The 24,900-nt window shown below is 72.7% G+C and carries 27 protein-coding genes; 23 read left to right on the top strand and 4 right to left on the bottom strand.

The features are described from left to right. From VM324_06915 to VM324_06845, 15 genes are all read left to right on the top strand, one after another. On the top strand, positions 1 to 935 hold a 935-nt coding region (locus tag VM324_06915), incomplete at its 5' end, for a form I ribulose bisphosphate carboxylase large subunit (GenBank protein HVL99004.1). A 65-nt stretch (positions 936 to 1,000) separates the two neighbouring features. Continuing rightward, positions 1,001 to 1,399, top strand: coding sequence for a ribulose bisphosphate carboxylase small subunit (locus VM324_06910; protein HVL99003.1), 399 nt, complete (start codon positions 1,001 to 1,003; stop codon positions 1,397 to 1,399). Positions 1,400 to 1,413: 14 nt separating this feature from the next. Beyond that, positions 1,414 to 1,680 carry a hypothetical protein gene (locus tag VM324_06905; protein ID HVL99002.1) on the top strand — a complete coding sequence of 89 codons (267 nt, stop codon included), beginning with the start codon at positions 1,414 to 1,416 and terminating at the stop codon, positions 1,678 to 1,680. A gap of 2 nt (positions 1,681 to 1,682) precedes the next feature. Further along, positions 1,683 to 4,016: a CsoS2 family carboxysome shell protein gene (locus VM324_06900; GenBank protein HVL99001.1), complete on the top strand. Its 2,334-nt coding sequence runs from the start codon at positions 1,683 to 1,685 to the stop codon at positions 4,014 to 4,016. Further along, the gene (locus VM324_06895) at positions 4,013 to 5,599 is read left to right on the top strand and encodes a carboxysome shell carbonic anhydrase (GenBank protein HVL99000.1); all 1,587 of its coding nucleotides are present in this window, start codon (positions 4,013 to 4,015) and stop codon (positions 5,597 to 5,599) included. Before VM324_06900 ends, VM324_06895 begins: the two co-directional genes overlap by 4 nt. Then, positions 5,596 to 5,928, top strand: a complete 333-nt coding sequence (locus VM324_06890) for a carboxysome peptide B (GenBank protein HVL98999.1) — start codon at positions 5,596 to 5,598, stop codon at positions 5,926 to 5,928. Before VM324_06895 ends, VM324_06890 begins: the two co-directional genes overlap by 4 nt. Further along, on the top strand, positions 5,925 to 6,185 hold the full coding sequence (locus VM324_06885; protein ID HVL98998.1) for a carboxysome peptide B: 261 nt from the start codon (positions 5,925 to 5,927) through the stop codon (positions 6,183 to 6,185). Before VM324_06890 ends, VM324_06885 begins: the two co-directional genes overlap by 4 nt. Before the next feature lie 55 nt (positions 6,186 to 6,240). Continuing rightward, a complete protein-coding gene (locus tag VM324_06880) occupies positions 6,241 to 6,573 on the top strand; it encodes a BMC domain-containing protein (protein ID HVL98997.1) in 333 nt (110 codons plus the stop codon). A gap of 140 nt (positions 6,574 to 6,713) precedes the next feature. Beyond that, entirely contained in the window at positions 6,714 to 6,989 is a 276-nt protein-coding gene (locus tag VM324_06875; protein ID HVL98996.1) for a 4a-hydroxytetrahydrobiopterin dehydratase, read from the top strand. A 294-nt stretch (positions 6,990 to 7,283) separates the two neighbouring features. Continuing rightward, positions 7,284 to 8,276, top strand: coding sequence for a Nudix family hydrolase (locus VM324_06870; GenBank protein HVL98995.1), 993 nt, complete (start codon positions 7,284 to 7,286; stop codon positions 8,274 to 8,276). A gap of 37 nt (positions 8,277 to 8,313) precedes the next feature. Then, on the top strand, positions 8,314 to 9,963 hold the full coding sequence (locus VM324_06865; GenBank protein HVL98994.1) for a proton-conducting transporter membrane subunit: 1,650 nt from the start codon (positions 8,314 to 8,316) through the stop codon (positions 9,961 to 9,963). Further along, on the top strand, positions 9,960 to 12,611 hold the full coding sequence (locus tag VM324_06860; protein ID HVL98993.1) for a DUF2309 domain-containing protein: 2,652 nt from the start codon (positions 9,960 to 9,962) through the stop codon (positions 12,609 to 12,611). Before VM324_06865 ends, VM324_06860 begins: the two co-directional genes overlap by 4 nt. A gap of 288 nt (positions 12,612 to 12,899) precedes the next feature. Beyond that, complete coding sequence (locus VM324_06855) at positions 12,900 to 13,823, top strand: LysR family transcriptional regulator (GenBank protein HVL98992.1); 924 nt, start codon at positions 12,900 to 12,902, stop codon at positions 13,821 to 13,823. 367 nt (positions 13,824 to 14,190) lie between these two features. Next, a complete protein-coding gene (locus VM324_06850) occupies positions 14,191 to 14,358 on the top strand; it encodes a hypothetical protein (GenBank protein HVL98991.1) in 168 nt (55 codons plus the stop codon). 140 nt (positions 14,359 to 14,498) lie between these two features. Then, the gene (locus tag VM324_06845; protein HVL98990.1) at positions 14,499 to 14,879 is read left to right on the top strand and encodes a hypothetical protein; all 381 of its coding nucleotides are present in this window, start codon (positions 14,499 to 14,501) and stop codon (positions 14,877 to 14,879) included. Positions 14,880 to 14,929: 50 nt separating this feature from the next. On the opposite strand, the gene VM324_06840 is transcribed toward VM324_06845, so the two are convergent. Then, on the bottom strand, positions 14,930 to 15,385 hold the full coding sequence (locus tag VM324_06840) for a cupin domain-containing protein (GenBank protein HVL98989.1): 456 nt from the start codon (positions 15,383 to 15,385) through the stop codon (positions 14,930 to 14,932). Positions 15,386 to 15,487: 102 nt separating this feature from the next. Between VM324_06840 and VM324_06835 the strand changes: the two genes are divergently transcribed. Further along, positions 15,488 to 16,990 (top strand): leucyl aminopeptidase, encoded by a 1,503-nt coding sequence (locus tag VM324_06835; protein ID HVL98988.1) that lies wholly within the window; start codon positions 15,488 to 15,490, stop codon positions 16,988 to 16,990. Between the two features lie 13 nt (positions 16,991 to 17,003). Here the strand turns inward: VM324_06835 and VM324_06830 are convergent, their stop codons facing one another. Then, positions 17,004 to 17,444 carry a hotdog domain-containing protein gene (locus VM324_06830; GenBank protein ID HVL98987.1) on the bottom strand — a complete coding sequence of 147 codons (441 nt, stop codon included), beginning with the start codon at positions 17,442 to 17,444 and terminating at the stop codon, positions 17,004 to 17,006. A gap of 106 nt (positions 17,445 to 17,550) precedes the next feature. Between VM324_06830 and VM324_06825 the strand changes: the two genes are divergently transcribed. Next, positions 17,551 to 18,312, top strand: a complete 762-nt coding sequence (locus VM324_06825) for a hypothetical protein (GenBank protein HVL98986.1) — start codon at positions 17,551 to 17,553, stop codon at positions 18,310 to 18,312. Between the two features lie 171 nt (positions 18,313 to 18,483). Here VM324_06825 and VM324_06820 read toward each other — a convergent pair whose 3' ends face one another. After that, positions 18,484 to 19,128, bottom strand: a complete 645-nt coding sequence (locus VM324_06820) for an O-methyltransferase (GenBank protein HVL98985.1) — start codon at positions 19,126 to 19,128, stop codon at positions 18,484 to 18,486. A gap of 182 nt (positions 19,129 to 19,310) precedes the next feature. Between VM324_06820 and VM324_06815 the strand changes: the two genes are divergently transcribed. From VM324_06815 to VM324_06790, 6 genes are read left to right on the top strand one after another with little or no spacing between them, the layout of a single operon-like run. Next, complete coding sequence (locus tag VM324_06815) at positions 19,311 to 19,892, top strand: sigma-70 family RNA polymerase sigma factor (protein HVL98984.1); 582 nt, start codon at positions 19,311 to 19,313, stop codon at positions 19,890 to 19,892. Then, a complete protein-coding gene (locus tag VM324_06810; GenBank protein ID HVL98983.1) occupies positions 19,885 to 20,340 on the top strand; it encodes a zf-HC2 domain-containing protein in 456 nt (151 codons plus the stop codon). Before VM324_06815 ends, VM324_06810 begins: the two co-directional genes overlap by 8 nt. Positions 20,341 to 20,384: 44 nt before the next feature. After that, positions 20,385 to 21,476 carry a sigma-E factor regulatory protein RseB domain-containing protein gene (locus VM324_06805; protein ID HVL98982.1) on the top strand — a complete coding sequence of 364 codons (1,092 nt, stop codon included), beginning with the start codon at positions 20,385 to 20,387 and terminating at the stop codon, positions 21,474 to 21,476. Next, a complete protein-coding gene (locus VM324_06800) occupies positions 21,461 to 22,774 on the top strand; it encodes a trypsin-like peptidase domain-containing protein (GenBank protein HVL98981.1) in 1,314 nt (437 codons plus the stop codon). Before VM324_06805 ends, VM324_06800 begins: the two co-directional genes overlap by 16 nt. A 35-nt stretch (positions 22,775 to 22,809) precedes the next feature. Further along, a complete protein-coding gene (gene tatB, locus VM324_06795) occupies positions 22,810 to 23,157 on the top strand; it encodes a Sec-independent protein translocase protein TatB (GenBank protein ID HVL98980.1) in 348 nt (115 codons plus the stop codon). Further along, the gene (locus tag VM324_06790; GenBank protein HVL98979.1) at positions 23,154 to 23,771 is read left to right on the top strand and encodes a phosphatase PAP2 family protein; all 618 of its coding nucleotides are present in this window, start codon (positions 23,154 to 23,156) and stop codon (positions 23,769 to 23,771) included. The genes tatB and VM324_06790 overlap by 4 nt, the downstream gene beginning before the upstream one ends. Here the strand turns inward: VM324_06790 and VM324_06785 are convergent. Continuing rightward, entirely contained in the window at positions 23,761 to 24,873 is a 1,113-nt protein-coding gene (locus VM324_06785) for an Mrp/NBP35 family ATP-binding protein (GenBank protein ID HVL98978.1), read from the bottom strand. The two genes, VM324_06790 and VM324_06785, sit on opposite strands and share 11 nt — an antisense overlap. Positions 24,874 to 24,900 lie beyond the last annotated feature (27 nt).

The following is a 24,900-nucleotide window of genomic DNA, read 5'->3' as shown; positions in this document are numbered from 1 at the left end:
GCTGCACGATCAAGCCCAAGCTCGGCCTGTCGGCCAAGAACTACGGGCGTGCCGTCTACGAGTGCCTCCGAGGCGGGCTCGACTTCACCAAGGACGACGAGAACATCAACAGCCAGCCGTTCATGCGCTGGAACCACCGCTTCGAATTCGTGATGGAAGCGGTACACAAGGCCACGGCCGAGACCGGCGAGCGCAAGGGCCACTACCTCAACGTCACCGCGTCCACCCCGGAGGAGATGTACAAGCGGGCCGAGTTCGCCAAGTCGCTGGGCGCCCCGATCATCATGCACGACTTCCTCACCGCCGGCTTCACCGCCAACACGGGTTTGGCGAACTGGTGTCGCGAGAACGGCATGCTGCTCCACATCCACCGTGCCATGCACGCGGTGATCGACCGCAACCCCATGCACGGCATCCACTTCCGGGTGATCGCCAAGTGCCTGCGCCTGTCCGGGGGCGACCATCTCCACGCCGGCACCGTGGTCGGCAAGCTCGAGGGCGATCGCCAGGCCACCATGGGCTGGATTGATCTCCTGCGGGAGTCCTTCGTGCCCGAGAACCGCAGGCGCGGCATCTTCTTCGACCAGGACTGGGGATCGATGCCCGGCGTGATTCCCGTTGCCTCCGGAGGCATCCATGTCTGGCACATGCCCGCACTGGTGGCGATCTTCGGCGATGACGCCTGCCTGCAGTTCGGCGGCGGGACGCTCGGCCACCCGTGGGGCAACGCAGCCGGCGCCCACGCCAACCGGGTGGCGCTCGAGGCCTGCGTGGAGGCACGGAACCAGGGCCGGGAAGTCGAACTCGAGGGTCGCGAGATCTTGACCGAGGCGGCCCGCCACAGCCCCGAGCTCGCGGTGGCGATGGAGACCTGGAAGGAGATCAAGTTCGAGTTCGAGACCGTGGACAAGCTCGAGGGAGCAGCCACCTCATGATCGCAAAGGACTGGTCGCGGGTTCCACCCCCTCGGCGCCTCACCCTCCCCTCAAGGAGAGATTGAATGCACGTTGAGCCCTACCCGCCCACCCCGCGCCATGTGGAGACCTTCTCCTACCTGCCACCGATGACGCCCGAGCGGCTCCGCTACCAGATCGCGTACATCATCGAGTCCGGCTGGATACCGGCCATCGAACACACGGAGCCCGAGAAGTCCTTCTCGAACTTCTGGTACCTGTGGAAGCTCCCGCTCTTCGGTGAGCGGTCGGTCGACAAGGTCCTGGCCGAGCTCGACGAGTGCCACCGCGCCAATCCCGGTCACCACGTGCGCCTCCTCGGCTACGACAACTACATGCAGAGTCAGGGCACGGCCTTCATCGTCCACCGGGCTGATGCCGGCCTGGGGCAGTGGGCGTCCAATGGAGCCCGCTCCAATGGAGCCCGCTCCAATGGAGCCCGCTGAGAATGCGAATGCGCGTGGTCCAGACCGCCGACAGCGGTTACGCCGCCGCGCTCCGAGGTGCTGCCCGTCAGGGCCGCGCTGCGGCGATGTCGCGGCGCCGAGCGCTCGCCGCCGGCCGGCCGGCTTTGGCGCCCGCGCACGAGCGGGTGCGCATCGGGTTCCGGGAGGCCGAGCTCCGTGCTCCCGCCAAGCAGGCGCTGAACGGCGGCGGTGACCGGACGGCCGCTGCAGCCGGCGCCGTCGCGCCGGCTCTCATCGTCCACCGCGGCGGAGGTGGCTGAGCATGGGAATGTACGCGGTCCAAGCCGACGACAGCGGTGAGCTGGCCGAGCTGCAACATGCTGCCCGTGACGGCCGCACCGCGGCGATGTCGCGCCGCCGCCAGCTGTCCCAGGGCAAGCAGGCGCTGAGCGGCAACGGCGCGCCTCCCGCCGCGGAGAACCTGCAGGTCAACGGCGCGGGGGCTCCGCCCGCCGCTGCCACCGGTCAAGGCGCGTCGAACGGCACGCAAGGGGCTCCGAGGGGGACGGCGGTCGCGACCGACGGCGTGGGCGACGTCCACCTCGGCCGCGCCCTCTCCATGCAACGCCGCCGCCAGATGTCCCAGGGCAAGCGGGCGCTGGACGGCGACGGCGCGTCGCCCGCCGCCGCCGACGGTCAAGGCGCGTCGAACGGCACGCAAGGGGCTCCGGGGGGGCCGGCGGTCGCGACCGCCGGCGTGGGCGACGCCCACCTCGGCCGCGTCCTCTCCATGCAACGCCGCCGTCAGCTGTCTCAGGGCAAGCAGGCGCTGGACGGCGAGGCCGGCGCGGGCGCCGGCGCGCCGCCCGCCGCCGCCGGCGGTCAGGGCGCTCCGAGCGGCGCGCACGGGGCTCCGGGGGGGCCGGCGGTCGCGACCGCCGGCGTGGCCGACGCCCACCTCGGCCGCGCGCTTTCCATGCAGCGCCGCCGTCAGCTGTCCCAGGGCAAGCAGGCGCTGGACGGCGGCGGTGACGGGGTGGCGGCTGCACCCCGTGCCGGCGCGCCGCCCGCCGCGGAGAAGCCGCAGGTGGACGGCGTTGGCTCGGGTCGTGAGCAGGCCCGGGCTCGGCGCGCCGAGGCGAGCCGCCTCGGCAGCGCAGGGATCAGCAGGCCCCAGCGGGAGGGCGGGGTCCGGTACCCGCCCAAGGTGATCGTGTCGCCCACCCACGGCGGCCAGGGCGTGACCGGGCTGCGGATCGGTCCGGGCGTGCGGGTCACGGGCGACGAGCCCGGCGCCGCGCTCCCGGTGTCGGGCACGCAGTACGTCGCGGCCGACGGGTCGGCCCCCGCGTTGGGCGCTGGGCCGAAGGTCGGGCTGGTACGCACGCCCCAGGGCCTCGTCGTCTCCGGCACCACGGTTCGCGGCAAGGTGCCCATCACCGGTGACGAGGCCGGCGAGCACCTCCGCATCACCGGCGAAGCCGAACAGAAGTTGGACGACGACCTGACCCCACGCAGCGACGGCGCCTACCGTTCCACGCAGTTCCCGCGCCGGGCCGACCCGCACGGAGCGACCGCGGTCATCCAGCCTGGAATAGCCGCCTCGCACGGGGACGGGCCCGGGCTGGCGACCACCGACGGCGGGCTGGCCGTCACCGGCACGGCCGTCGGCCGCAGCGCGCGCGTCACCGGGAACGAGGCCGGCGTCTGCCGCCCGATCACCGGCGACCAGTACCAGGACCTTTCCTCGTACTCCAGCGAGTGCGGCGGCACCGGTGGCGGTACCGCGCCGGCCGCGCACCTCAACCGGGCGCGTCTGGACCCGGTGACCGCCGGCAAGGTGACGGTGGCGCAGACTTGGGGGGGCCAGCGCGTCACCGGTCCCAGCGTGGAGCACCGCCCCAACGTCACCGGCGACGAGCCGGGTGCCTGCCGCCCGCTGACCGGCACGCCTTACCAGGGGCCATCCACCATCTTCGGCTGGTGCGAGCCCGACGAGGGCGAGTCCGCGGCCCAGCGTCTCGCGTCCAGGCCGGAAGGTGTGGCCGTGACCGGCGACCTTCCCGTGCCCGCCGAGGCGGTCACCGGCACCGAGCGCGGCCAGCGGCACACTGTCACCGGCACGTCCTACTACGGCGATCTGCGGGCCGCGGAGCCGGCGGCCGACGACTGGGCCCGCTGGCAGCCCTTCCCGGGGGCCCTGGCGCGGCGCCTGGCAGGCAGGGAGAGCGACGACGCCGAGACCGACAACGCGGCGCCGCCCGCTTCCACCGTGCCTGGCTCCATCACCGGGTCCTTCGCCGTCGGCGAAGGCAAGGTGACCGGCAACAACGAGTTCCTGTTCCGGCCCCGGCTGAACCGTAACGGCAAGCCACCGGCGGTCACGGGCGAGGGGCGCACCGACGGTCGTCCGATCACCGGTTCCCCCGCCGCCTGGACGGCCCACGACCGGGTCACCGGGACCGAGGGCTACATCGCAGCCGGGCGCAACCCCAGCGAGGGCGGCGGCGAGCCCAACGGCTGGGCGGGCGCGCTCAAGTTCCGGCACCTGGCCACGCCCGGAGCACCGCCCGAGGACCAGAAGGTCACCGGCCGCTCCGGCTGGAACCCGAAGGCGGCGGCAATGGTCACCGTCTCCGGGGGTGGCCAAGGATGAAGTCCCTGCTCCAGCCCGACGGGCGCTGCCGTGCTCCCTGGGACCAGGCTGCGGCCTGGCCACGCTCGAGCGCGGTGGCGACGGTGACGTCGTCGCCGGGCCAGCCAGTCCGGAACGGGGCGTACGGGCTCACCCTGCCAGCGGGTGAGCATCCGCTGGCCGAGCCGGCGCTCACCGCCGCCCTGAAGCAGCGGGCCGAGGAGATCGCGGCCGCGTTCGCGCTCATCGAGCCCGTCCTTCGCCGGCTGGCACCGCGCCAGTTTGACGACGGCTTCCCCGAACAGGCGCATCGCGAGCTGGCCGACTCGCTCAGGGTCGACATCCCGGCGGCTGAGCTCGAGTCGTCCTGGAGCACACCGCTGGACCTCGGTCGCATCCACGCCCGTTGCGTGCTCGGGACCTTCCGCAACCTGGTCGAGCGCGAGTTCGACCGGAACCTCGCACGGCTGCTCGACGAGGGCGAGAGCGCCGAGGTGTTGATCCGGCGTTTCGGCTTCCACGCGGTCGACATCACCGCCTGCGCTGACGGGCGCCTCGCCGGGGCGGTGGATTTCATCCTGCGGGTGCCGCCCGCGGTCGTCGTGTGGCGGGACGCGTATGTCGGCGCGATGTTCGACGTCGAGGACGCGCTGCACCGCTGGGAAGCGGTGGAGCTGCGACGCTGGCGCGAGGGCTGGCCGAACGACGCCAGCGAGCCCACGCGCTACCTGAAGATCGGGCTCTACCACTTCAGCAGCGTCGACCCACGCCACGAGGGCTGTGCCGCGTTCGACAGTGACGACGAGCGCGCCGCGACCGCACTGTTGGCGCGGCTCCAGGAGCTCGAGGGTGCGGTCGAGTCCACCCAGTGCTGCGCGGCGAGCGTGGCCACGCTGCTCGTCGGGGTGGACACGGACACCGACGCCATCCGCGTCCACGTTCCCGATGCCGCCGGTCGGACCGACGTGGACCGCTTCGTCTCCAGCGCCACGCTCTACGAGCAGACGGCGAGCCTCGAGCGCGAGGCCGCCAAGGAGTTCATCCGCCACGCGGTCGCCGACTGCGCCGGCGTGGACGCGGCCGACGCCGCGACCGAGGGCATGCGCTGGCTGTGCGGCTACCTGCTGAAGAACAACATCGGAGAGGTCGACGCGGTGCTCGGCTGGAGCGGCGGAAGGTACGCGGATTCCGGCCACGGCGAGAAGCTGATCGTTGCCGGCGACGCGATGGACGACGTTCAGCTGCGCAACCTCACTTTCCAGGCGCAGATGAGCACCCTCGAGGAAGGCGCCGCCGACCTCGACATCGGCATCCGGGTGCTCGCGAGTATGAACGCGCCGCACGGGGTTGGGGTGCCGGTGCTCGTGCACGTCGCCTACGACGAGCGCATCCCGGGCGCCAGCGCCAGGGCGCACGCACGTGCTCGCCGCCTTGCCGCGGCGATCGAGGCCCGGTATGCGGGTGCGGCCGGCCCCGCTGGCCTCGTCACCCAAGGGGTCGTGCGAACGCGAGACAGGTCGCGCCTGGAGGTGGTCGAGGCCGAGGGCGACGCCCCGCCGGGCTCGTGCCCACCCGGAGCGCGAACGAAGGAGGCACGGCGATGAAGATCTTCTGCGTCGAAGGCACGCTGGTCGCCACCGCCCGCATCAGCGGCCTCGAACTCCACCGGCTCCTGGTTGTCCAGGACCAGAAGGGAGGCAAGCAGGTGGCGGTCGACCCCGTCGGCTGCAAGCCCGGCGACTGGGTGATCGCCGTGGGCAGCTCGGCGGCACGCGAAGCCGCCGGCCACAAGGACTACCCGAGCGACCTCACCATCGTCGGCATCATCGACTACTGGGACGAGGAGAGTCCGGGAGACGAGGAGGCCGAGGAAACGCAGCTGCACGCCGTGGAGTCGGCTGCCTCGTCTGCGGCCGGTGGGCGGCGACGATGAACATCCACCGCGTCGTGCGCGACCTCGTCACCACCAGCCGAGTCCCCCCGCTCCAAAGCAAGTCGCTGCGGGTGGTCGAGGACGACGGCGGCGACCTGGAAGTGGCGCTCGACCCGGTCGGCGCAAAGCCGGGCGACTTCGTCATCACCATGCGCACCTCGGCGGCCCGCCATGCCACCGGCGATCCGACGATCACCACCGACCTGACCATCGGCGGAATCATCGACCACTGGAGCGAGGAGCGCTGGCGCGCCTGACTCGGTCCACCCCCACCCGGTACCACCCGAGCTAACTCACCTAAGGAGGAAGCAGATGGCCAGCAACAATGGAAGAAGCGAGACTATGGGCATTGCCCTTGGCATGATCGAGACCCGGGGACTCGTCCCGGCGATCGAGGCTGCCGACGCCATGACCAAGGCTTCAGAGGTGCGGCTGATCGGCCGCCAGTTCGTCGGCGGCGGCTACGTCACCGTATTGGTCCGTGGCGAGACGGGCGCGGTCAACGCCGCAGTCCGTGCCGGGGCTGATGCGTGCGAGCGCGTGGGCGACGGCATGGCCGCCGCGCACATCATCGCCCGGCCGCACGGCGAGGTGGAGCAGATCCTTCCCGAAGGCGCCCACGAAACCCAGGTGGCACCGGTGTAGGCGTCCTCCAGACGAGCTGTTCGCTCCCCCGCGGCACTCCGGGGCTGCGAGCTGAGCGCAGGCGCCCAGCTGGGCGGGGATCCGCAACGCCAGTCTGGCTGGCGTTGCGGGATCCCCCTTCACGGACGAGGAGAACCAGATTGACCACGGAATCCCGATGGCCGGAGGGCTGGACGGAGGTCGAGCGACCACCGTCGCTGTACCGCCGCTTCGAGTTCGCCGCCTACCCTGAGACACGAGCCTACCTCGACCGGCTCGCGGGCCTGTCGAAGGAGACCGGGCTCTATCCGGATCTGAGCTTCAACCGGACACACGTCAACGTCACGGTGTATGGCTCGGCTGGAGCGGGCATCGGCGCGGCAGCACGGGAGTTCGCCGCCCGCGCCGAGGCACTCGCCACCGTGAAGGCGGGTTGAGATGGCCCCCGCCAAAAAGGGGCGCCGCGCTGCCACCCCCGCGAGCGAGGAGTCGACGAAAGCGGCGACGGAGGACAGCACCGAACTCCTGGGCCCCGACGGCGAACCCGTCGCCGAAGAACCTCCGACGAGGGATGACGGTGGGGACTCGGCCCCTCCGACGGAGACCGGGCAAGTGGACCGTGATGACCGAGCGAAGAAGCAGTCGCCAGGGCGATCTCCTGGGCTGTACCCGCTACCCGTCTGGCCGGACTGATGCTGCCTTCCCGCCGTCTCCCCCTCGTGGGTCGTCCCGTGGTGGACGTGGCGGTCGGCGTGCTCCGCGCGTCCGACGGGCGCGTGTTGCTGGCAGAACGCAAGGCCGGCAAGGACGCGGCCGGCTTCTGGGAGCTCCCCGGGGGCCAGGTCGATCCGGGTGAGAGCGCGGCCCAAGCAGCGGCGCGCGAGCTGCTCGAGGAGGTCGGCGTACGCGCCCTCGAACTCGCGCCCTGGCGGGTCTACGAGCACGACTTCCCGGCCAAGCGGGTGCGGTTGCACTGGTTCCACGTGCGCCGGTGGTCGGGCGAGCCGAACGGCAGGGAAGGCCAGCAGCTGGCATGGGTGGACCCCGCCCGCCCGACGGTGGGGCCCTTGCTGCCGAGCAACGAGCTCGCCTTTGCGACGTTGGCGCTCCCCGAGCTGGTGGCGGTCGCTCGGGTGAACCGGGCGCCGGGCGCTCCTGACGAGCTGCTGGCGAGGATCCCGTCGTTGGTTGCCGCCGGCCTGCGGCTCCTGATCGTGCGAGCGTCGGAGCTCGCGCCGGCTCAGCGCGTCCAGCTCACCCGCCGGCTGCGCCAGCTCAGGCGGGGGACCGGGCTGCGCCTCCTCCTGTCCGGGACGGCGCTCGAGGCACGCCAGGCCGGTGCCTGCGGGCTGCACAGCAGCGCCGCCGCGCTGGCCGGCTTGATAGAGCGGCCGCCGACGCGCCTGTGGGCGGTGTCAGCTCACAACGCACGGGACCTCGAGCGGGCAAGAGCGGTGGGTGCCGACGTCGCCCTCGTGTCACCGGTTCTCCCCACGGCTTCGCACCCTGAAGACCAGCCGCTGGGTTGGGACGGCCTGCAGGAGCTGGTAGCGGCCAGCCCGTTGCCCGTCTACGCGCAAGGGGGGTTGGGGCCTGGTGACATTGGCGCAGCGCGCTCTGCAGGAGCGCTGGGTGTGGCGGTCGACATCTCCCGCCTCTCGACGTCGGGTGGCAACGGGGAGGTACCGCAGGGCCGGGCGAGGCAGCACCTGACGATCGAATGACAGTCCGGCGTTTGCTGCGAACGGTGCCGCGGTCGAGATGACGCCGCCTGCGATGCTCGTGCTCGTCGTCCCCGCGCTGCCCGCGATCGCCGCCGCGGCGATCGCCGTCGCGCGCCCCGTCGGAGAGCGGTCCGCCCGATGGGCGGTACGTGGGGCCTCTGCCGCGTTCGCCGCGACGGTCGTCGTGATGGTCGTCGTGGCTGTGGACGGACCGATCGCAGCCGTGGTCGAGGGGGGCGATGGCGGTGCGCTCGTGGGCCTGCATGCAACTCGCGTCACCGCAATGTTGGGCTTGCTCACCACCGGTGTCGGCTGGGTCGTGCAGTCCTTCGCCGGCCGCCAGCTGCAGATGGATCTGCGGGAGCGCCGCTTCTTCGCACTGGCCTCGCTGCTGACAGCGGCGACGACGTCAGTGGCCTTCGCCGCCACCCTCAGCCTGCTGACCGCCTCCTGGATCCTGGCCGGCCTCGCGTTGGCTGGGCTGGTCACCCACCGGGCCACCTGGACACCGGCGCGGCGCTCGGCCCAGCGGACCCTGCGCATGCTCTGGGTGGGGGACACCGCGCTCTTGGTGGCCACTCTGCTCGCCGTCGTCTCCGTCGGCGAGCTCGACCTCCGCTGGCCGGCCCGGGCCGCCGAGGAGCTCGCGAACGCGTCGATCCCGGTGCTCGGTAGGAACGTGTTGTGGGTGGTCGCCGTGCTCCTGACCATTGCCGGCATTTCCCGGTCCGCGCTCGTACCCCTGCACCAGTGGCTGCCGTCCACGATCGCAGCGCCCACGCCGGTGTCAGCGCTGCTCCACGCAGGCGTGGTCAACGGCGCCGGCATGCTGTTGGTGCGACTCGCTCCGGTGTTCGGGTCGTCGGCCGCGGCGACGCACATGGCCTACGCAGCGGGTGCCGTCACTGCCTGTTACGCGACGACCGTGATGCTGGTGCGCAGCGACGTGAAGGGGAACCTGGCGTGGTCCACGGCAGGGCAGATGGGGTTCATGACGGTGCAGGTGGCCATAGGAGCGTTCTCCGCGGCGTTGCTCCACATCGTCGGGCACGGGATGTACAAGGCAGCGCTGTTCCTCGGGGCCGGCAGCGCGGTAACGGACCATCTCCGCCACGAGCAACGGCCTGTCCCACATGGCGTCGCCCGGAGCGTTCGGCTGGGCGTCGCGCTGCTCGTGCCGGCCGCGGCACTTGTGGCCGCGCACCTGATCTTCCAGCCGCACCTGTCGACGGCGGCGTTTGTGCTCATGACGGTGTTCGCGTGGGCGACGGCAGCCCGGGCCGTCAGTGGGTGGCTGCACGCGGCGCCGTTCCGGCCCGTCCCGGCAGTCGCAAGCGCGGCACTCGGTGGCGCCGCCGGAGTGTTCGCCTACGTCGGTGGGCTGACCGCCGTGGAGACCTTCGTCGCTGGCGCGGCGCCCGCCGAGGTTCCCGAGCCGGTCAGCGCCACTCTCCTCGTTGCCACGCTCGCGGCGATCGCGCTCCTGGTCGCCGCCGTCTGGCTCACTCCAGGGGAGCGGATGCGCACGCTGCGCAGCCGGATGTACGCACTCGTGCTCACCTCGGCGCCCGTCTCCGCCCCGTTGACGACCCGAGGCAGTTCGACAGGGGTAGCGCCCGTGCCAGAATCCCGCCAGTTTCACCCGCGCACGGAGCCGGAGCCGGCCCGATCGACACGATCCACATGAGCAACCGAAGCAACGGCCGCCGCGGACGATCTGCCCGCCACACCGAACTCCTCGCCGATGTCTCCAAAGCGGCGCAGATCATCGCTCCGCTCTGGCCGCTGACCAGCTTCGTGGCGGTCAATCCCCTCCTCGGCCTGCAGCACCTGCCCTTCGACGACGCCACCGCCGTCGCCCGCCGGTGGTTGCGGGCACGCACCCACATGACGCTCGCCGCGTTCCGCGATGCCCACGAGCGCGGGGTCATCACCGATGCCGATCTCCGGCACGCCATCATCGAAGTCGCCCCGAAGCTCGCGCCGCAGGCCAACCTCGAGATCGGGGAGCGAACGGTCGATGCGGTGGAGATCGTCCTTTTGGACCTGCTCGTGGGACCGGACGACAAGCCCCGGGACACCGCCGGCGATCGGGTCGGCCGTACGAATGTAGAGACCGTCCGAGCGGTCAGCTGGCTCGTGGCCGCGTGGTGTGCAGTCTTCGTCGACGAGACCGGCGTCCCATGGCCCATGCCCCGCCGCGAGCACGGGTTCTTCCGTGCGTGGCGAGAGCTCGCGCGACACGACCGGCGGCTCCGGCGCCTCGCTGGCCCGACCGGCATGCAGTGGCTGGCCCAACTACCTGACGATCCGGTCGAGGCACTCGCCGCCTCCCTCGACGCGCTGGATGTCGACGACGGCGATCGCGTCGACGCCCTTCGCGAGCACCTCGGCCGGCTTCCGGGCTGGGCCGGGTACGCGCGCTGGTACGACGAGTGGGCTCCGCCCGACCACGATCGTCCCCCGTTGCGCCTCGTGGACCTGCTCGCCGCGCAGGTGGCCGCCACGGCAACGGCGGCCCATGGCGCAGCTGCGCTCCCCCGCCCGTCGCTGACCGGCGTCGACCCTCAGGGCGGCCCAGCGCTGGGCCCGGGCCGGCAGCCCCCGCAGCACGAGAACCAGATGGTCGAGAACCTCCTCGAGCACCGGGTGACGGCGGTGCTCGCCGCTCTCGGCACCACCTCCGACGATCCCTCCGCCACCTCCGCCGTGCGTGACGTCCTGCAGCAGGTGCCGCCGTCGATACGGAAGTCGCTGTGGCTCGAGGCGCAGGAGGGCAACTTCCGCGATCGTCTGCTGGGGCTGCTGAGCCGCCCGGACCCCGGCCCGGCGACCGAGCGGCCGGACGTGCAAGCGGCATTCTGCATCGACGTGCGCTCGGAGGGCCTGGAACGGCACCTGGAGACATGCGGCCCCTACGAGACCATGGGGTTCGCCGGGTTCTTCGGCGTTCCCGTGCGCTGGCGGCAGCTGGGGTCGACGGTGAGCCAGCCGCGCTGCCCTCCGCTGCTGACGGCTGACCACGAGGTCGCCGAGCAGCCGCTCGTCCCTGACAGCGCCCTCGGCTACCTCACCACCCGGCGAGCCGCCGGCGCAGCACGGGAGACCTTCCACGCCCCCAAAGAGAGCCTGGACGGTCCGTTCGTGCTCGCCGAGGCGGCGGGTTACCTCATGGGTCCCGTGGCCGCGGCCAGGACGCTGGCACCAGGCTTGGCGCGTCGCCTGACGCTGATGACGCGCCGACTAGCCTCCCCGCAGACACGCCCGGTTGTCGAGGCGGAACGCGACGGCAGCTCCGGCTTGGCGCTCGGGGAGCGGGTCTCCTTCGCCGACAGCATCGTCCGGACCATGGGCTTGACCCGCTTCGCCCGGCTCGTCGTGTTCTGCGGGCACGGCAGCCACAACGTCAACAACCCGCACGCATCCTCCTATGACTGCGGCGCGTGCGGCGGCGCCCCCGGTGGGCCCAGCGCCCGAGTGGCAGTGGCCATCCTCAACGACCCTGGGGTCCGTGCCGGGCTCAAAGAGCGAGGCATCACGGTGCCCGACGACACCCTCTTCGTTGCCGCCCAGCACGACACCGCCTCCGACGAAGTGACCGTTCTCGACCGCGAGGCCGTACCGGACAGCCACGAACGGCTGGTCGCAGCCTTCGAGCGGGACGTCGCGGTGGCCGGTGAACGGCTCGCACGCGAGCGCGCCAGGCGGCTCCCGGGAGATCCCCGGAAGGTCCGGGTCCGCGGGTACGACTGGGCGCAGGTGCGTCCTGAGTGGGGGCTCGCCGGCAATGCTGCGTTCGTCGTCGGACCCCGCTCGCTCACCGCCGGACTCGACCTGGCATGTCGCGTGTTCCTGCACTCCTACGATGCGGAGGGCGATGGCGACGGCAGCGCCCTGGAGACGATCCTCACCGCGCCGCTCGTCGTCGGCCAGTGGATCTCCGCTCAGTACTACTTCTCGTCGGTCGATCCCGACCAGTTCGGCGCGGGAGACAAGACGCTGCACAACCCGGTGGGCGGCATCGGCGTCGGCCTCGGCGAGGGGGGCGACCTCCAGGTCGGCCTCCCCGCGCAGGCGGTGGGCGTTGGAGAGCGTCGCATGCACGAACCGCTGCGCCTGCTCGCGATCATCCAGGCGCCCCTTGAGCGCACCGATGCGATCATCCAGCGCAACCAGGTGCTCCAGGAACTGATCGGCGGGAAGTGGATCACCGTGGCCGGCCGTTCGCACGGGCACGAGCCCTGGTCCATCCGCAGCCCGGGCGGCACGTGGACGACGTGGCGTCCCGCCGACGATGGCGTGGATCACACCAACGCATCGCTCGAGGTTCGATGAGCTGGGAATGCCTGCCTCCCACCGTGCCGGCCCGTCCATGCCCATCACCGTCGTGCCCGAAAACAGGGTCGCGCTCGTCACGGGCCTCCGGCGCCGGCTCGAGGACAGGCACGACGGCACGTTCCGCTCCATAGTGGCACGCGGGACAACTGTCTCCCCGGCCTGTCGTCGACGCGGCGATGTGGGCAAGCCGCTCGACCTCTCCCGGCAAGCCCCGCTGGCGGCCTCATCGAGCTGTTCATCGACGCCGTGGCGGGTGCGCCCTGAACGATTGACTTTTGAGCACCCATGGCTATGACGTTGAGGCAGCTCCGCACGTTCCTCGCGGTGGCGGACGCGGGGTCGGTCCAGATCGCAGCCGAATCCCTCTTCGTGTCGCAGCCAGCCGTCTCGGCCGCGGTGGCCAACCTCGAGCGGGAGCTGGGTGTGGCACTCGTCGCCCGCCACGGCCGCGGCCTCCGCCTCACCACGGCCGGAGCGGCCTTCGCCGACGACGTACGCACCAGCCTCGGCCTTCTTGAACAAGGCTCCCGTCGCGCCCGCAGCATCGAAGACCCGGCAAACGGCATCGTTCGCCTCGTCGCCGTGGCCACGGCGGCCGAGCGTGTGCTCCTGCCCGTCGTCGCCCGCTTTCGCGAGCAGCATCCCCAAACAGGTGTGACCATCAAGGTCGGGAACCGCACCACCGTGTGGGAGGCCTTGCGTCACCACCAAGCGGACCTCGTCGTCGCCGGGCGTCCGCCGGTAGCCGTCCCGGCGGATACCCTGGCCCGTGGCGAGAACCGACTCGTCGTCGTCGGCCCCGCCTTGGGGACGCCACGGGACGGCGATGCGGTGCACGACCTGGCGCGCGAGACCTGGTTGCTGCGCGAACCGGGATCTGGGACGCGCGCTGCGGTCGACTCCCTGCTCGACGAGCTGGGCATCGATCCGCCCAAGATGGTCCTCGGCTCCAACGCCGCCATCGAGCGAGGTGTGGCGATGGGGCTGGGGGTCGGGTTGATCGCACTCGACGCCGCTGCCGACCGCATCTCCCAGGGATCCATCTCTGTGTGGGACTGTCCCTTCACCCCCATCGAGCGGCCGTGGCACCTGGTTTCCTACTCGGGTAAACCGCTTGGCCCGACTGCCCTCGCACTGGCGAGATCGATGGTGGGGCCCGGCGGCAGCCTGAAGGCGACGGCCGAAGGGAGGCGGATCCTCCGGGGCTGAAGGTGGCACCCTCTGGCGATCGCCGCCGTGCTCTCGCCAGCGTCCCCGCCCGGTCGTCACCCCGCACCACCATGACCGGGCCGGACCCTCACCGGCTGACCTGATCCAGCCACCAGGACGCAACATGCGTCCGAAGCGTGGGCTACCGGCGGCCGGCATGTCGTTCACCGGCAGCCCCGGGACGGGCAAGACGACCGTGGCGATGCGCATGGCCGAACTGCTCCACGGCTTCGGTTACATCCGCAAGGGCCACCTTGTGAGGAGCTCATCCAGATCGGTGATCTCATGCTCGACCAGGAGAACTACGAGTTGACGCCCGAGGCGCGCGAGGTCTTCCTCGAGTACCTCGAGCGTCGCATGGAGCAGCCTGCGCTTCGCGAACGCGCGGAGCGTCCGCAACGCGCTCGAGCGGGCGCGGTTGCGTCAGGCCAGCCGGTTGCTCTCCGGGGGCGGGGAGAAGGTCGGCAAGCGCGACCTCATGCTCATCACGACGGAGGACATCACCCAAAGCCGCGTGTTCGACGACAACAGCTGAGTCGCGTCCCACGCGCGCTCGCGCTGCTGTCCGCCGCCGCACTGCTCGTCGCGTGCGGCACCGGCGAGCAGCCGCGGACACCCCAGCCCCGCGACGGACGGGCAGGACTGCAGCTGTCCGGCACGCTCGCGGGGGCCCAGGTGGCGGTCAGCGACGGCTCGCCGGATCTCGTCTTCGGCGACTGCGGTGGCCCTGTCGGCACGGGCCGCGACCTCTGCGTCGTGTCGCGTGACCTTCGGGGCGGTCCGGTCACCATCGCGATCCGCAACCCCGGAGCGCTCGTCGCGGGCCGCACGGTCCCCGTGGACGACCCGGGCTGCTCGGGGCGCGCGTGCGACGCCGTCCGTGATGTCGTTGTCGTGGAGGTGCTCGTCGGTGAAGACTTCCGCCAACGCGCGGTAGGCGGCGCCCTCGCGGTCACCGTCGTGGAGGAGGACCGTCGCTACGCCGGGCGCATGCGTCTCGAGCTCCCCGACGGCGCGCTGTCGGGGCACTTCGACCTCGTGCCGCGCCCGCGCTGATGGCAGGCAGCGGAGGACTCCGGCCGTGCCGGCAGGACGCCGCGCGGCCCTCAGCCCCCGAGCGTCCGGCGCACCCGGTCGAGCAGCGACGCCCTCGGCTCCCGCCCGCCTGCCCCCGGTGGCTCCGCCGGTCCTGCGGGGGGCGCCGGCACGTCGTCGGGCGGGCTGACGACGATCTGGAGGATGAGCGGGTCGGGGGCGTCGTTGCGCACCGCGTGCGGCACCCCCGCGGGGACCATGAGCGACTGCAGCGGCTCGAGCGTCACCTCCGCCTCGTCGGTGACCACCCAGGCCCGGCCGCCGAGCACCGTGTACACCGCGTCGGCGGTGCGAAACGCGCGGACCTCGGTCTCCTGCTTCGGCTCGAACCCGGTGAGGTCGACGGCGACGACGTCGGTGGCGAACACCCGTCGCGTCGCGGGGCCCGCCTCCTGGAAGTACACGTAGTCGCGGAGGTCCACGGCCGTAGGCGTGAACCCGCCTGCCGCATCGTTGGCCGGTCCCATGACGCGCGAGTGTAGTGCCCGGTCGGGGCTACCCGCGGTTGGCGGCTAGACTCGGCCCCCGCCGCCAGCCAGGTTCGACCGCCAGCCGAGAGGGCTCTTCGCATGCCGACGTTCGCGTTCTCGCCGCAGGCCCCCGGAGCCGTCGAGGCCGACGCCTTGGCGGTGTTCGCCACGCGCGGCGAGGACGGGCCGGTGCTCGGTGCCGACGCCATAGCGGTCGGGGAGACGCTCGAGATCGACCTCGCGGGCTGGCTCGCCGGCGTCGCGTTCGACGGCGAGCTCGGCGCCGTGGCACGGGTGCCCACGCGCAGCCGGGCGAGTGCGCCGGTCCTGCTCGTCGTCGGTCTTGGCGCCCCGGACGACGTCACGCTCGACACCCTGCGCAAGGCGGCGGGCGCGGCGGCGCGCAACGCGACGAAGAACTCGATCCTTGCGATCGTCGTCCCGGGCGACACCCCGGTCGGCGAGGACGCGGCCGCCGCCGCGCAGGCGGCCACCGAAGGCGCCGCCCTGGGCGCCTACGCCTACACCCGCTACCGGTCGAAGAAGGCCGACACGCCGTCGCTCGAGGCGATCCGCATCCTCACGGGGTCGGGGCTCGACGGCGGCGCGGTGGAGGCGGGGGTGACGGCTGGCGCGATCGTCGCGGGCGGGGTGATCCTCGCACGCGACCTCGTGAACACCCCGCCGTTCGCCAAGCGCCCGCCCGCGCTGGCCGACCGCATCGCCGAGATCGCCGCGGAGTGCGGCCTCGGGATCCGGGTGCTCGACGAGCGGGCTCTCGCGGAAGGAGGCTTCGGCGGCATCCTCGGGGTGGGGCAGGGGTCGAGCGAGCCGCCCCGCCTCGTCGAGCTGACCTACGAGCCGAGTGCGGCGAGCGGCCACGTCGCCCTCGTCGGCAAGGGCATCACGTTCGACTCCGGCGGGCTGTCGCTGAAGCCGACCTCGGGCATGACGACGATGAAGTCCGACATGAGCGGGGCCGCGGCGGTGGTTGGCGCCATGTCGGTGCTCGGCAGTCTGGGCGTGGCGACGAAGGTCACCGGACTCGTCGCGCTGGCGGAGAACATGCCGTCGGGGGCGGCCATCCGCGTCTCCGACGTCCTCACCCACTACAACGGGACGACCGTCGAGGTCATGAACACCGACGCCGAGGGCCGCCTCGTGCTCGCCGACGCGCTCGCCTACGCCGCGGAACGCGAGCCCGACGCGATCATCGACCTCGCGACGCTGACCGGCGCGCAGATCGTCGCCCTCGGGTCCAAGATCGCCGGGCTCATGGGCACCGACGACGACCTCCTGCGCGCGCTCCAGGAGGCCGCTGCCGCGACGGGGGAGAAGGTCTGGCACCTGCCGCTGCCCCAGGAGTACGCCGAGCACCTGAAGAGCGAGGTAGCCGACCTCAAGAACGTCGGGAAGGGGCGCGAGGCCGGGACGGTCGTCGCCGGGCTGTTCCTGAAGGAGTTCACCGGCGGGCGGCCGTGGGCACACCTCGACATCGCCGGGCCGGCGTTCAGCGAGGAGGGCGACGCGTTCACGACCGCGAAGGGAGCGACCGGCGCGGGCGTGCGCATGCTCGCGCGCTACCTGCAGCGTCGCGGCTGAACCGCCCGCCGCATCACCGCTGCCCCTTCAACGGCAGCTGGGGCGCGACCGAGCTGCGCTCCCCGACGGGCTGGGGCGCCTCGAAGCGGCTGCGGCTGACGAGCACCCGGCGGTGGCGGCAGTGGGCGACCTCCTCCTCCCCGGACCTCACCGAGATGGAGAACTCGAGGCGCCGACCGTGGACGCCGAGCAGGACCGCTTCGGCGGTGACCGTCTCCCCGACGTGGCTCGGCAGCAGGTGCTCGAGCTCCACCCACGCGCCGACGCTCGTCTTGCCCTCGGGCAGGCAGCTGCCGAGGGCCTGCACGGAGGCCTGCTCGGCCAGCGCGAGCACCCGTGGGGTCGCGAGCACCGGGACGTCCCCCGAGCCCATCGCCGCCGCGGTGTCGCCCTCGGTCACCTCGAGGCTGACCTTCGCGCGACGCCCCGGTCGGCACTCTGGGTAGTCGTTCATGTGCGCTCCTGCTCGGGGGTTCGCCGGTCCTGTCGGCCGCTGGCAGTATGGACCCCATCCGGTGTGGGCAACCGCCTGTGCCAACGGTCGTTGTGCGAGGAGTCCGATGTCCGGCCCGCTCGGGGTCATGTCCGTCATCCTGCTCGAAGCCGCCGTGGGCGGGGCGGTGGTGCTGTGGGCCAGCGGCGTGTGGGGTGCCGTGCGCAGGGGCTTCTTCGTGCTCACCGGGTCGACGCTCGCGCTGTGCGCCGCGGGGGCCTGGGCGATCACCCGCGGCCAGGTCGCCGGCCCGGAGGTCACCGCCCTCGGCGCCTTCGCGGCGCTGCTCGTCGTCTGGCAGGTCCTCCTGCTCGCCCGTCAGGAGGCGCTGTCGCGCGCCGTAGGTCTCGCCGGGGCCGCGGCCGGCGTCGCGTCGCTCGTGCTGTTCGGCGTCGTCCATGGCGCCCAGCCGGGCCTGGCCGTCGCCGAGCTCGCGCTCGGGTCGCTGTTCCTCGGCTCCACGGTCTTCGGGCTTCTGCTCGGCCACTGGTACCTCGTGGAGCGGCGCCTCAGCAACGCCTACATGATCCGCGGCGCCTGGTGGTACGTCGCCGGCGTCGTGGCGGCCGTCGGCGCCGCGGCCCTGTCGGCGCGCAACCCGGCGCCCGACATGGGCGGGGGCTTCTCGCCCGTGCTCGTCGTGCCCGGCTTCAGCGTCATGCTCGCCGTCGGGCTCGTCGCCATCTGCGCGCTCATCGCCGGCTTCGTCTGGAAGCTCGCGCAGGAGGGAGGGCGCTCCATCCAGGCCGCGACCGGCATGTTCTACCTCGCGGTCATCATGGCCTTCTCCGCCGAGCTCTCCACGAAGTTCCGCTTCTTCCCTGCCTGACCCCGCCGTGCCGGCCTCCCCGGACAGGAAACCCGGCGACCGACGACCACTGCGAGCCTCCCGCAGCCTCCGCCAGGGCTGCGCGCACGACCTCGTAGTCGGTCCTCGTAGCAGGCGCGGATGCGGCGGTCGCGGCGAGGTTGTCCGGCGACGTCGTGAGGCACCAGACGCTCATCGCCCGTCGCCGGGGTGGTAGGCGCCGGCGAGCACGCCGTCGCCGATCGCCACGATTGTGGCGGTGAACGCGGGGTCGTCGCGGACCGCGTCGTTGAAGGCCCGCATACCGGCGGTGTCGGGGTCGCTGACGGAGGGGTCGGGCACCGTGCCGTGCCACAGGACGTTGTCGGCGAGCAGGAGGCCGCCCGGGCGCAGGAGGCGGCGGGCGTGCTCGAGGTAGGCGGGGTACTCCGCCTTGACCGCGTCGAGGAAGACGATGTCGTAGTGGCTGTCGGCGAGCTTGGGCAGCACCTCGAGCGCCGCGCCCCGCATCGAGCGCACCCGGTCCGACACCCCCGCCTCCCCGAAGGCGCGCTGGGCGAGCGCCTGGTTGTCGGGGTCCACCTCGATGGTGGTGAGCGCCCCCCGCGGGTCCATGCCGCCGAGCAGCCAGATGCCGCTGTAGCCGCCGCCGGAGCCGACCTCCACGACGTGGCGGGCGCTAATGAGCCGGGCGAAGAAGCGCAGCAGCGCGCCGGTCTCGGGTGACACTGCGGGGATGTCGGCCTCCTCGCTGCGCGCCCTCGCGGCCCGCAGCGGCTCGTCCTCCGGCTCGTCGAAGCTGCGCACGTAGGCGGTGATGCGCTCGTCGGTGTGCACCGCTCGTCTCCTCTCGCCGCCTCCGGGGAACCTCGGGGGTCCCGCACGGCGTTCGACAGCCTAGCGGGCCGTCGGGCACCGACGCCGGTGACCGGGCGCCCGGCGGGGAAGGAGACGTGGTGCGCACTAGGATGGTCTTGCCGCTGCCGGTCAAGTGGCCGCCGGCAGCCCGAGGAGGTGCCGTGGCGCCCCCAGCCCACCACGACGACGTCCACCGCCCCGACCCGCGCCCGTCGTGGGACGAGGTGGCGGAGCGCTATGGCGACAAGATCTACAACGTCGCCTACCGCCTCACGGGCGATGTCGACGACGCGGCGGACCTCACCCAAGAGGTGTTCGTGCGCGTCTACGGCAACCTCGACCGCTACCAGCCGGGCACCTTCGACGGCTGGCTGTACCGCATCACGAAGAACCTCTTCCTCGACCAGGTCCGCCGCCGCAAGCGGGTGCGGCTCGAGACCCTCCCCGAGGAGGAGTGGCGTACCCCCGTCTCCGAGGAGCCCGGCCCGGCGGAGCTCGTGGACCGAAGGACCCTGGAGGCAAACCTCGAACGCGGCCTGGCCGAGCTGTCCCAGCCGTTCCGTCTCGCCGTGGTCCTCTGCGACGTTGAGGGGCTGTCCTACGACGAGATCACCGAGGCGACCGGCTGGCCGACAGGAACGGTGCGCTCGCGCATCCACCGCGGCCGCAGGCAGCTGCGTGACTTCCTCGAGCGCGAGGCCGCCGACCGTGCGCGCACGCGGGGGGCCAGCGGCGATGAGTGACGACTGTGCGGCGGCGGCGCCCCTGCACTCGGCGTGGCTCGACGGCATGCTCGACGACGACGGGCGTGCCTTCGTCGAGGCGCACCTCGCCGGCTGCGCGGCCTGCCGTGCCGAGGTCGAGAGCCTCGGGCGCACCCGGATGCTCGTCCGCAACCTGCCGGTTCGCCGCCTGCCCGACGGCGTCGACCTCCTGCCCGACCTGACCCGCTCGGGCGCCGGTCCCCGCCGGCAGGGCCCGGCACTCGCCGTCACCGGCGGCCGGGTGGTTGCGGCGGCGCTGGCCGTCGTCGCGGGCATGCTCGGGGGCGCGGCGTTCGCGCTGGGCGGCGGCTCCTCGCCCGAGGACCGCCTCGTCAACGTGCCGATGGACCTCTACGTCGCCGACCACATCGTCCACACGGTCGGAGGGCCGCTGTCCACGCCGGTGGTCGTCGACGGCCGCCGGTGATCGGCGGCGGGCGGCGTCGCGGCAGGTGGAGCCTCGCGCTCGCCGTGGGTGCCACGGGAGCGGCCCTGCTCCTCGCCTCGGCCGCCGGGGCGTCCGCACCGGGCCCCGCGCGCGCCCAACCGCGGCCGGCGCCTGACGCCGACGGGTGGCGCCCGGTGCTCCAGCGGGCCTGGGAGGCGTCGCAGGAACGCCGCTACACCGGGGAGGCGCTGTGGATCGTCTGGGCCGACGGTGACCCCCACGTGGCCCTGTCGCGCGTGCTGCGCGACCGCGACACCCTGACGGTGTCCTCCCCCGACGACTTCACCGTGCGTCTCGGCGAGGAGGGCGGCGACATGGTCGACCACCGTCAGGGGTGGCTCACCCCCCTGCCCCCCGTCGACTCCGGCCGCCCGGACGCGGCCCTGCGTGCCCTCGAGGAGAAGTACGAGGTCGCCCTCGCCGGCGAGGACCGCCTGCTCGACCGTCCCTGCACCCGCCTGGAGGTGCGCCGCCGCGGCAACGGCAGCCTGCGCGAGCGGCTCTGGGTGGACGACGACAGCGGCCTCGTGCTGCGCCGCGAGTCCTACGAGGGTTCCCGCCGGCTGCGCCTCGTCGCGTACCTCTCCCTCGACCTGCGGCCGGGAACCGCGGCGCGGGCGGGCATACGGGCGGCACGCGACGACGACGGCGACTCGCTGGAGCGGCGCAGCCGCGCCATCACCCCGGTCGACGACCGCGCGCTCACTGCGCTGCGCGAGGCCGGATGGACGGTGCCCCCCTCGCTGCCGGGAGGCTACGAGCCCGTCGGGGTGTACGCGGTGGACGGGTCGGACAGCCAGCCGCTGCATCTCGTCTACCGTGACGGGCTCTACACCGTGTCGCTGTTCCAGCAGCAGGGCCGACCCGACTGGGCGTCGCTGCCCGACGGCGCGCAACCCGCCGACGACCTGGGCTGGCCCGCCTACGAATGGGCGGGCGCGGTTCCCCAGCGGCTGGTCTGGGAAGCATCGGGCACGACGTTCTCCCTCGTGGGTGACGCCCCGCCTCGGGAGTTCGTCGCGATCGCGCGGTCACTGCCTCGCCCGCAGGCGCCCACCCTGCCCCACCGACTGCGCCGCGGCCTCGCGAGGCTGTGGGAGTGGGTGTCACCCTAGAGACCGCACCGGCCGGCACTGCGCGCACCGAGGACCCCCTGGACATGACCGACGACCTCGCCCGTCCCGACGCCCCGACCCTCCGGCTGCCCGCGCCCCCGCGGCCCGCGGAGCGGTCCGGGCCGGTGCCCTATCCGCGGATCCCGTCCGGACCGACCGGGTCCGGTGCCGCCGGGCGCCGCCGCCGGTCCCGGGGCGTGCGCGTCACGGTCGTCGCGCTCATGGCTGCGCTCGCCGGCGCGCTCATCGGCAGCGGCACGATGGTCGCCTACATGGACCGCCGCAGCCCGGACGTCCCTCCCGCGGTCCAGCCGGTGGGCGACGGCGGCGAGGTGTTCGCGCCCGCCCTGGAGACGACCGACGGGGTCGACCGGGTCGCCGCCATCGCCGCCGCCGTCGTGCCGACCGTCGTGCAGGTCGACGTCGAGGGCAACGGTCCGTTCGGCCCGGGAGCGGGCAACGGGTCGGGGGTCATCTACCGCTCCGACGGCCACATCATCACGAACAACCACGTCGTGGAAGGCGCCGAATCGGTCGAGGTGGTGCTCGCCGACGGCTCACGGCTCGACGCGGAGGTCGTCGGCACCGACCCGGCCAACGACCTCGCCGTCGTCCGCGTCGACCGCACGGGCCTGCCGGCGATCCAGGTCGGGGACTCCTCCGCCCTCGCCATCGGCGAGCTCGCGGTCGCCGTCGGCAGCCCGTTCGGCCTGGAGGGAACCGTCACCTCCGGGGTGGTGAGCGCGCTCAACCGCGACATCCCCGTGAGCGGCCCCGGCCGGGCCCCCATGACCATGTTCAACGTCATCCAGACCGACGCGCCGATCAACCCCGGCAACTCGGGAGGCCCGCTGGTCGGAGGCGACGCCCGACTCATCGGCATCAACTCGGCCATCCTCACGACCGGTGGCGCTCCCGCCAACGCCGGGGTGGGCTTCGCGATCCCCTCGAACACCGCGGTCGCGATCGCCGACGAGCTCATCGCGGAGGGCTTCGTCCGCCACCCGCTGCTCGGGGTGCAGGGGGGCGACCTGTCCGACCAGCTCGCGGAGCGACTCGGCGTCGAGGAAGGCGCCTACGTCGAGCTCGTCCAGCCCGACACGCCGGCGGCGGAGGGGGGCCTGCAGCCCGACGACGTCATCGTCCGCATCGACGACGTCGCCATTGACTCCATGAGTGACCTCGTCCTCGAGGTCCGCAACCGCTCGGTGGGCGACCAGATCACGGTGACGTACATTCGAGATGGTGAGGAGCACACCGCGGAGGTGGTGCTCGTCGAGCGGCCGCGCGACCAGTAGCCACCGCGACGGGAAGGACGGGAGGTGCAGCGACGGTGAGCGGCGTGCTGGCGTTCAGCACCCCGGGGTTCTGGGAGCTGCTCACCCTCGCCGTGCTCGCACTGCTCATCTTCGGGCCTGAGCGCCTGCCGGGCATGGCGCGCAACGCCGGCCGGATGATCGCCCGGTTCAAGCGTGAGGCGGCGGAAACGCTCGACGAGCTGAAGCGCGCCGCCGAGATCGACGAGCTCCGTGGGGTCGCCGACGAGCTGCGGGCCACCGGCACGGAGCTGCACCGCACCGCCGTGCTCGCCCCGCCTGCGGGGGTCACCGACGGCGACGGGCAGTGGGTGACGAGCGTGGAGGCGGCCGGACCGCCGCCGTTCGATCCTGACGCGACGTGAGGTCGCGCCACCGGTCGGCGGTGGCGGCGGGGATCGGCGCGGCAGTGCTCGCCGGGTCCGCGGCCGCCTTGCGGCAGCCGACGCTCCAGCGCGCCGACGTGCGCGCCGGTGACGCGGTGCGGCGGGCCGGCTCACCGGTCCTCGACCGGGTCGTGAGCGCCACGACCGACCTCGGGTCGATGTACGCGGTGGCGGGGATGGCCGCGGCGCTCGCCGTCGCCGGCCGGCGCGAGGCGGCCGCCGACGTGCTCGGGACCGGCACGCTCGCCTGGACCGTCGCGCAGTCGAGCAAGACCCGCGTCGGTCGGCTGCGCCCCTACGAGGCCGACGGTGTGCGAAGGCTCGTCCGGCCGCCGGCGGGCTCGTCGTTCCCCTCTGGCCACGCCGCGGTCGCCATGGCCGTCATGAGCGTGCTGGCCGGTCACCTCCGGCCCGCGGCGGTGGCGCTGCCACCCGCCGTCGGGGCCTACGTTGCCCTGTCACGGGTCTACGTCGGTGTCCACTACCCGACCGACGTCATCGGCGGGGCGGGGCTGGGCCTCGTCGTTGGTGGCCTGTGGAGCGGCCTGGTCGGCCGCCGCTGGCGGCGCGCCCGCCCCCGAGTCAGCCCATGAGGGGCAGCGACTTGCCGACGAGCGACGCCTTCTGGGCGGAGAGCCGCGACGCGATGTCGCGCAGCACCTTGCTCGCCGGGGAGTCGGGGTGGGACACCACCAGGGGGACGCCGGCGTCGGCGCCCTCCCGCAGGCGGGGGTCGATGGGCACGGAGCCGAGCAGGTCGGTGTCGAGCTCGGCGGCGAGGAGCTTGCCGCCGCCCTCGCCGAAGATGCGGTACTCCTTGCCGGTGTCGGGGGCGACGAACACCGCCATGTTCTCGATCACCCCGCCGATGCGCATCCCCGTCTGCGCGGTCGTCTGCCCCGCGCGCAGGGCCACCCGCTGGGCGGCCTGCTGCGGGGTCGTGACGATCAGCATGTCGGCGTTCGGCAGCATCTGGGCGAGGGAGATCGCGATGTCGCCGGTGCCCGGTGGCAGGTCGCAGACGAGGAAGTCGAGATCGCCCCAGAACACGTCGGCGAGGAACTGCTGCAGCGCGCGGTGCAGCATCGGCCCGCGCCAGATCACGGGGCGCTCGGCATCGACGAAGAACCCGATCGAGATGACCTTGCACCCGTGGGCGCGCAGCGGCAGCACCATGTTGTCGAATGCGACGGGCCGTCCGGTGACCCCGAGCATCCGCGGGATCGAGTACCCCCAGATGTCGGCGTCGAGGACGCCGACCTTCTTGCCCGACTGGGCTAGCGCAACCGCGAGGTTGGCCGTGATCGACGACTTGCCGACGCCGCCCTTGCCGCTGGCCACGGCCAGCACCCGCGTGGTCGAGTCCATCTGGGCGAACGGGATGACGGGATCCCCCCCCGCCCCGGACCGCTGCGGGCGGACCTTCGCGATGTAGGCGGCGCGCTGCTCGTCGGTCATCGCGCGCAGCTCGACCTTCACGCTCGCGACGTCGTCGAGGGCGGTGAGGGCCGCCCCGACCTCCCGGGTGAGCTCGTCCTTGGCGGGGTGACGCGGGACGGTGAGGAGGACGCCGACCCGCACGCTGTCCCCTTCGACGACGACGTCGTCGACCATGCCGAGCTCGGTGATGGGCTTGCCGACGTCCGGGTCGGGAACCCCGGCCAGGGCCTGCAGGACCCGCTCGGTGGTCGGCACGAAGGCACTCCTCGCGGTCGTCGGAAA

The sequence above is a fragment of the Egibacteraceae bacterium genome, from assembly GCA_035540635.1.
GTDB lineage: Bacteria > Actinomycetota > Nitriliruptoria > Euzebyales > Egibacteraceae > DATLGH01.
This window is presented reverse-complemented; position numbering and strand designations above follow the sequence as displayed.

Coding starts and splice junctions, on each gene's coding strand:
- VM324_06900 (HVL99001.1), top strand. CDS start 1,683: ATGGGAATGTACGCGGTCCAAGCCGACGACAGCGGTGAGCTGGCCGAG.
- VM324_06910 (HVL99003.1), top strand. CDS start 1,001: ATGCACGTTGAGCCCTACCCGCCCACCCCGCGCCATGTGGAGACCTTC.
- VM324_06860 (HVL98993.1), top strand. CDS start 9,960: ATGAGCAACCGAAGCAACGGCCGCCGCGGACGATCTGCCCGCCACACC.
- VM324_06830 (HVL98987.1), bottom strand. CDS start 17,444: ATGAACGACTACCCAGAGTGCCGACCGGGGCGTCGCGCGAAGGTCAGC.
- VM324_06825 (HVL98986.1), top strand. CDS start 17,551: ATGTCCGGCCCGCTCGGGGTCATGTCCGTCATCCTGCTCGAAGCCGCC.
- VM324_06810 (HVL98983.1), top strand. CDS start 19,885: ATGAGTGACGACTGTGCGGCGGCGGCGCCCCTGCACTCGGCGTGGCTC.
- VM324_06835 (HVL98988.1), top strand. CDS start 15,488: ATGCCGACGTTCGCGTTCTCGCCGCAGGCCCCCGGAGCCGTCGAGGCC.
- VM324_06885 (HVL98998.1), top strand. CDS start 5,925: ATGAACATCCACCGCGTCGTGCGCGACCTCGTCACCACCAGCCGAGTC.
- VM324_06840 (HVL98989.1), bottom strand. CDS start 15,385: ATGGGACCGGCCAACGATGCGGCAGGCGGGTTCACGCCTACGGCCGTG.
- VM324_06880 (HVL98997.1), top strand. CDS start 6,241: ATGGCCAGCAACAATGGAAGAAGCGAGACTATGGGCATTGCCCTTGGC.
- VM324_06865 (HVL98994.1), top strand. CDS start 8,314: ATGACGCCGCCTGCGATGCTCGTGCTCGTCGTCCCCGCGCTGCCCGCG.
- VM324_06890 (HVL98999.1), top strand. CDS start 5,596: ATGAAGATCTTCTGCGTCGAAGGCACGCTGGTCGCCACCGCCCGCATC.
- VM324_06855 (HVL98992.1), top strand. CDS start 12,900: ATGGCTATGACGTTGAGGCAGCTCCGCACGTTCCTCGCGGTGGCGGAC.
- VM324_06895 (HVL99000.1), top strand. CDS start 4,013: ATGAAGTCCCTGCTCCAGCCCGACGGGCGCTGCCGTGCTCCCTGGGAC.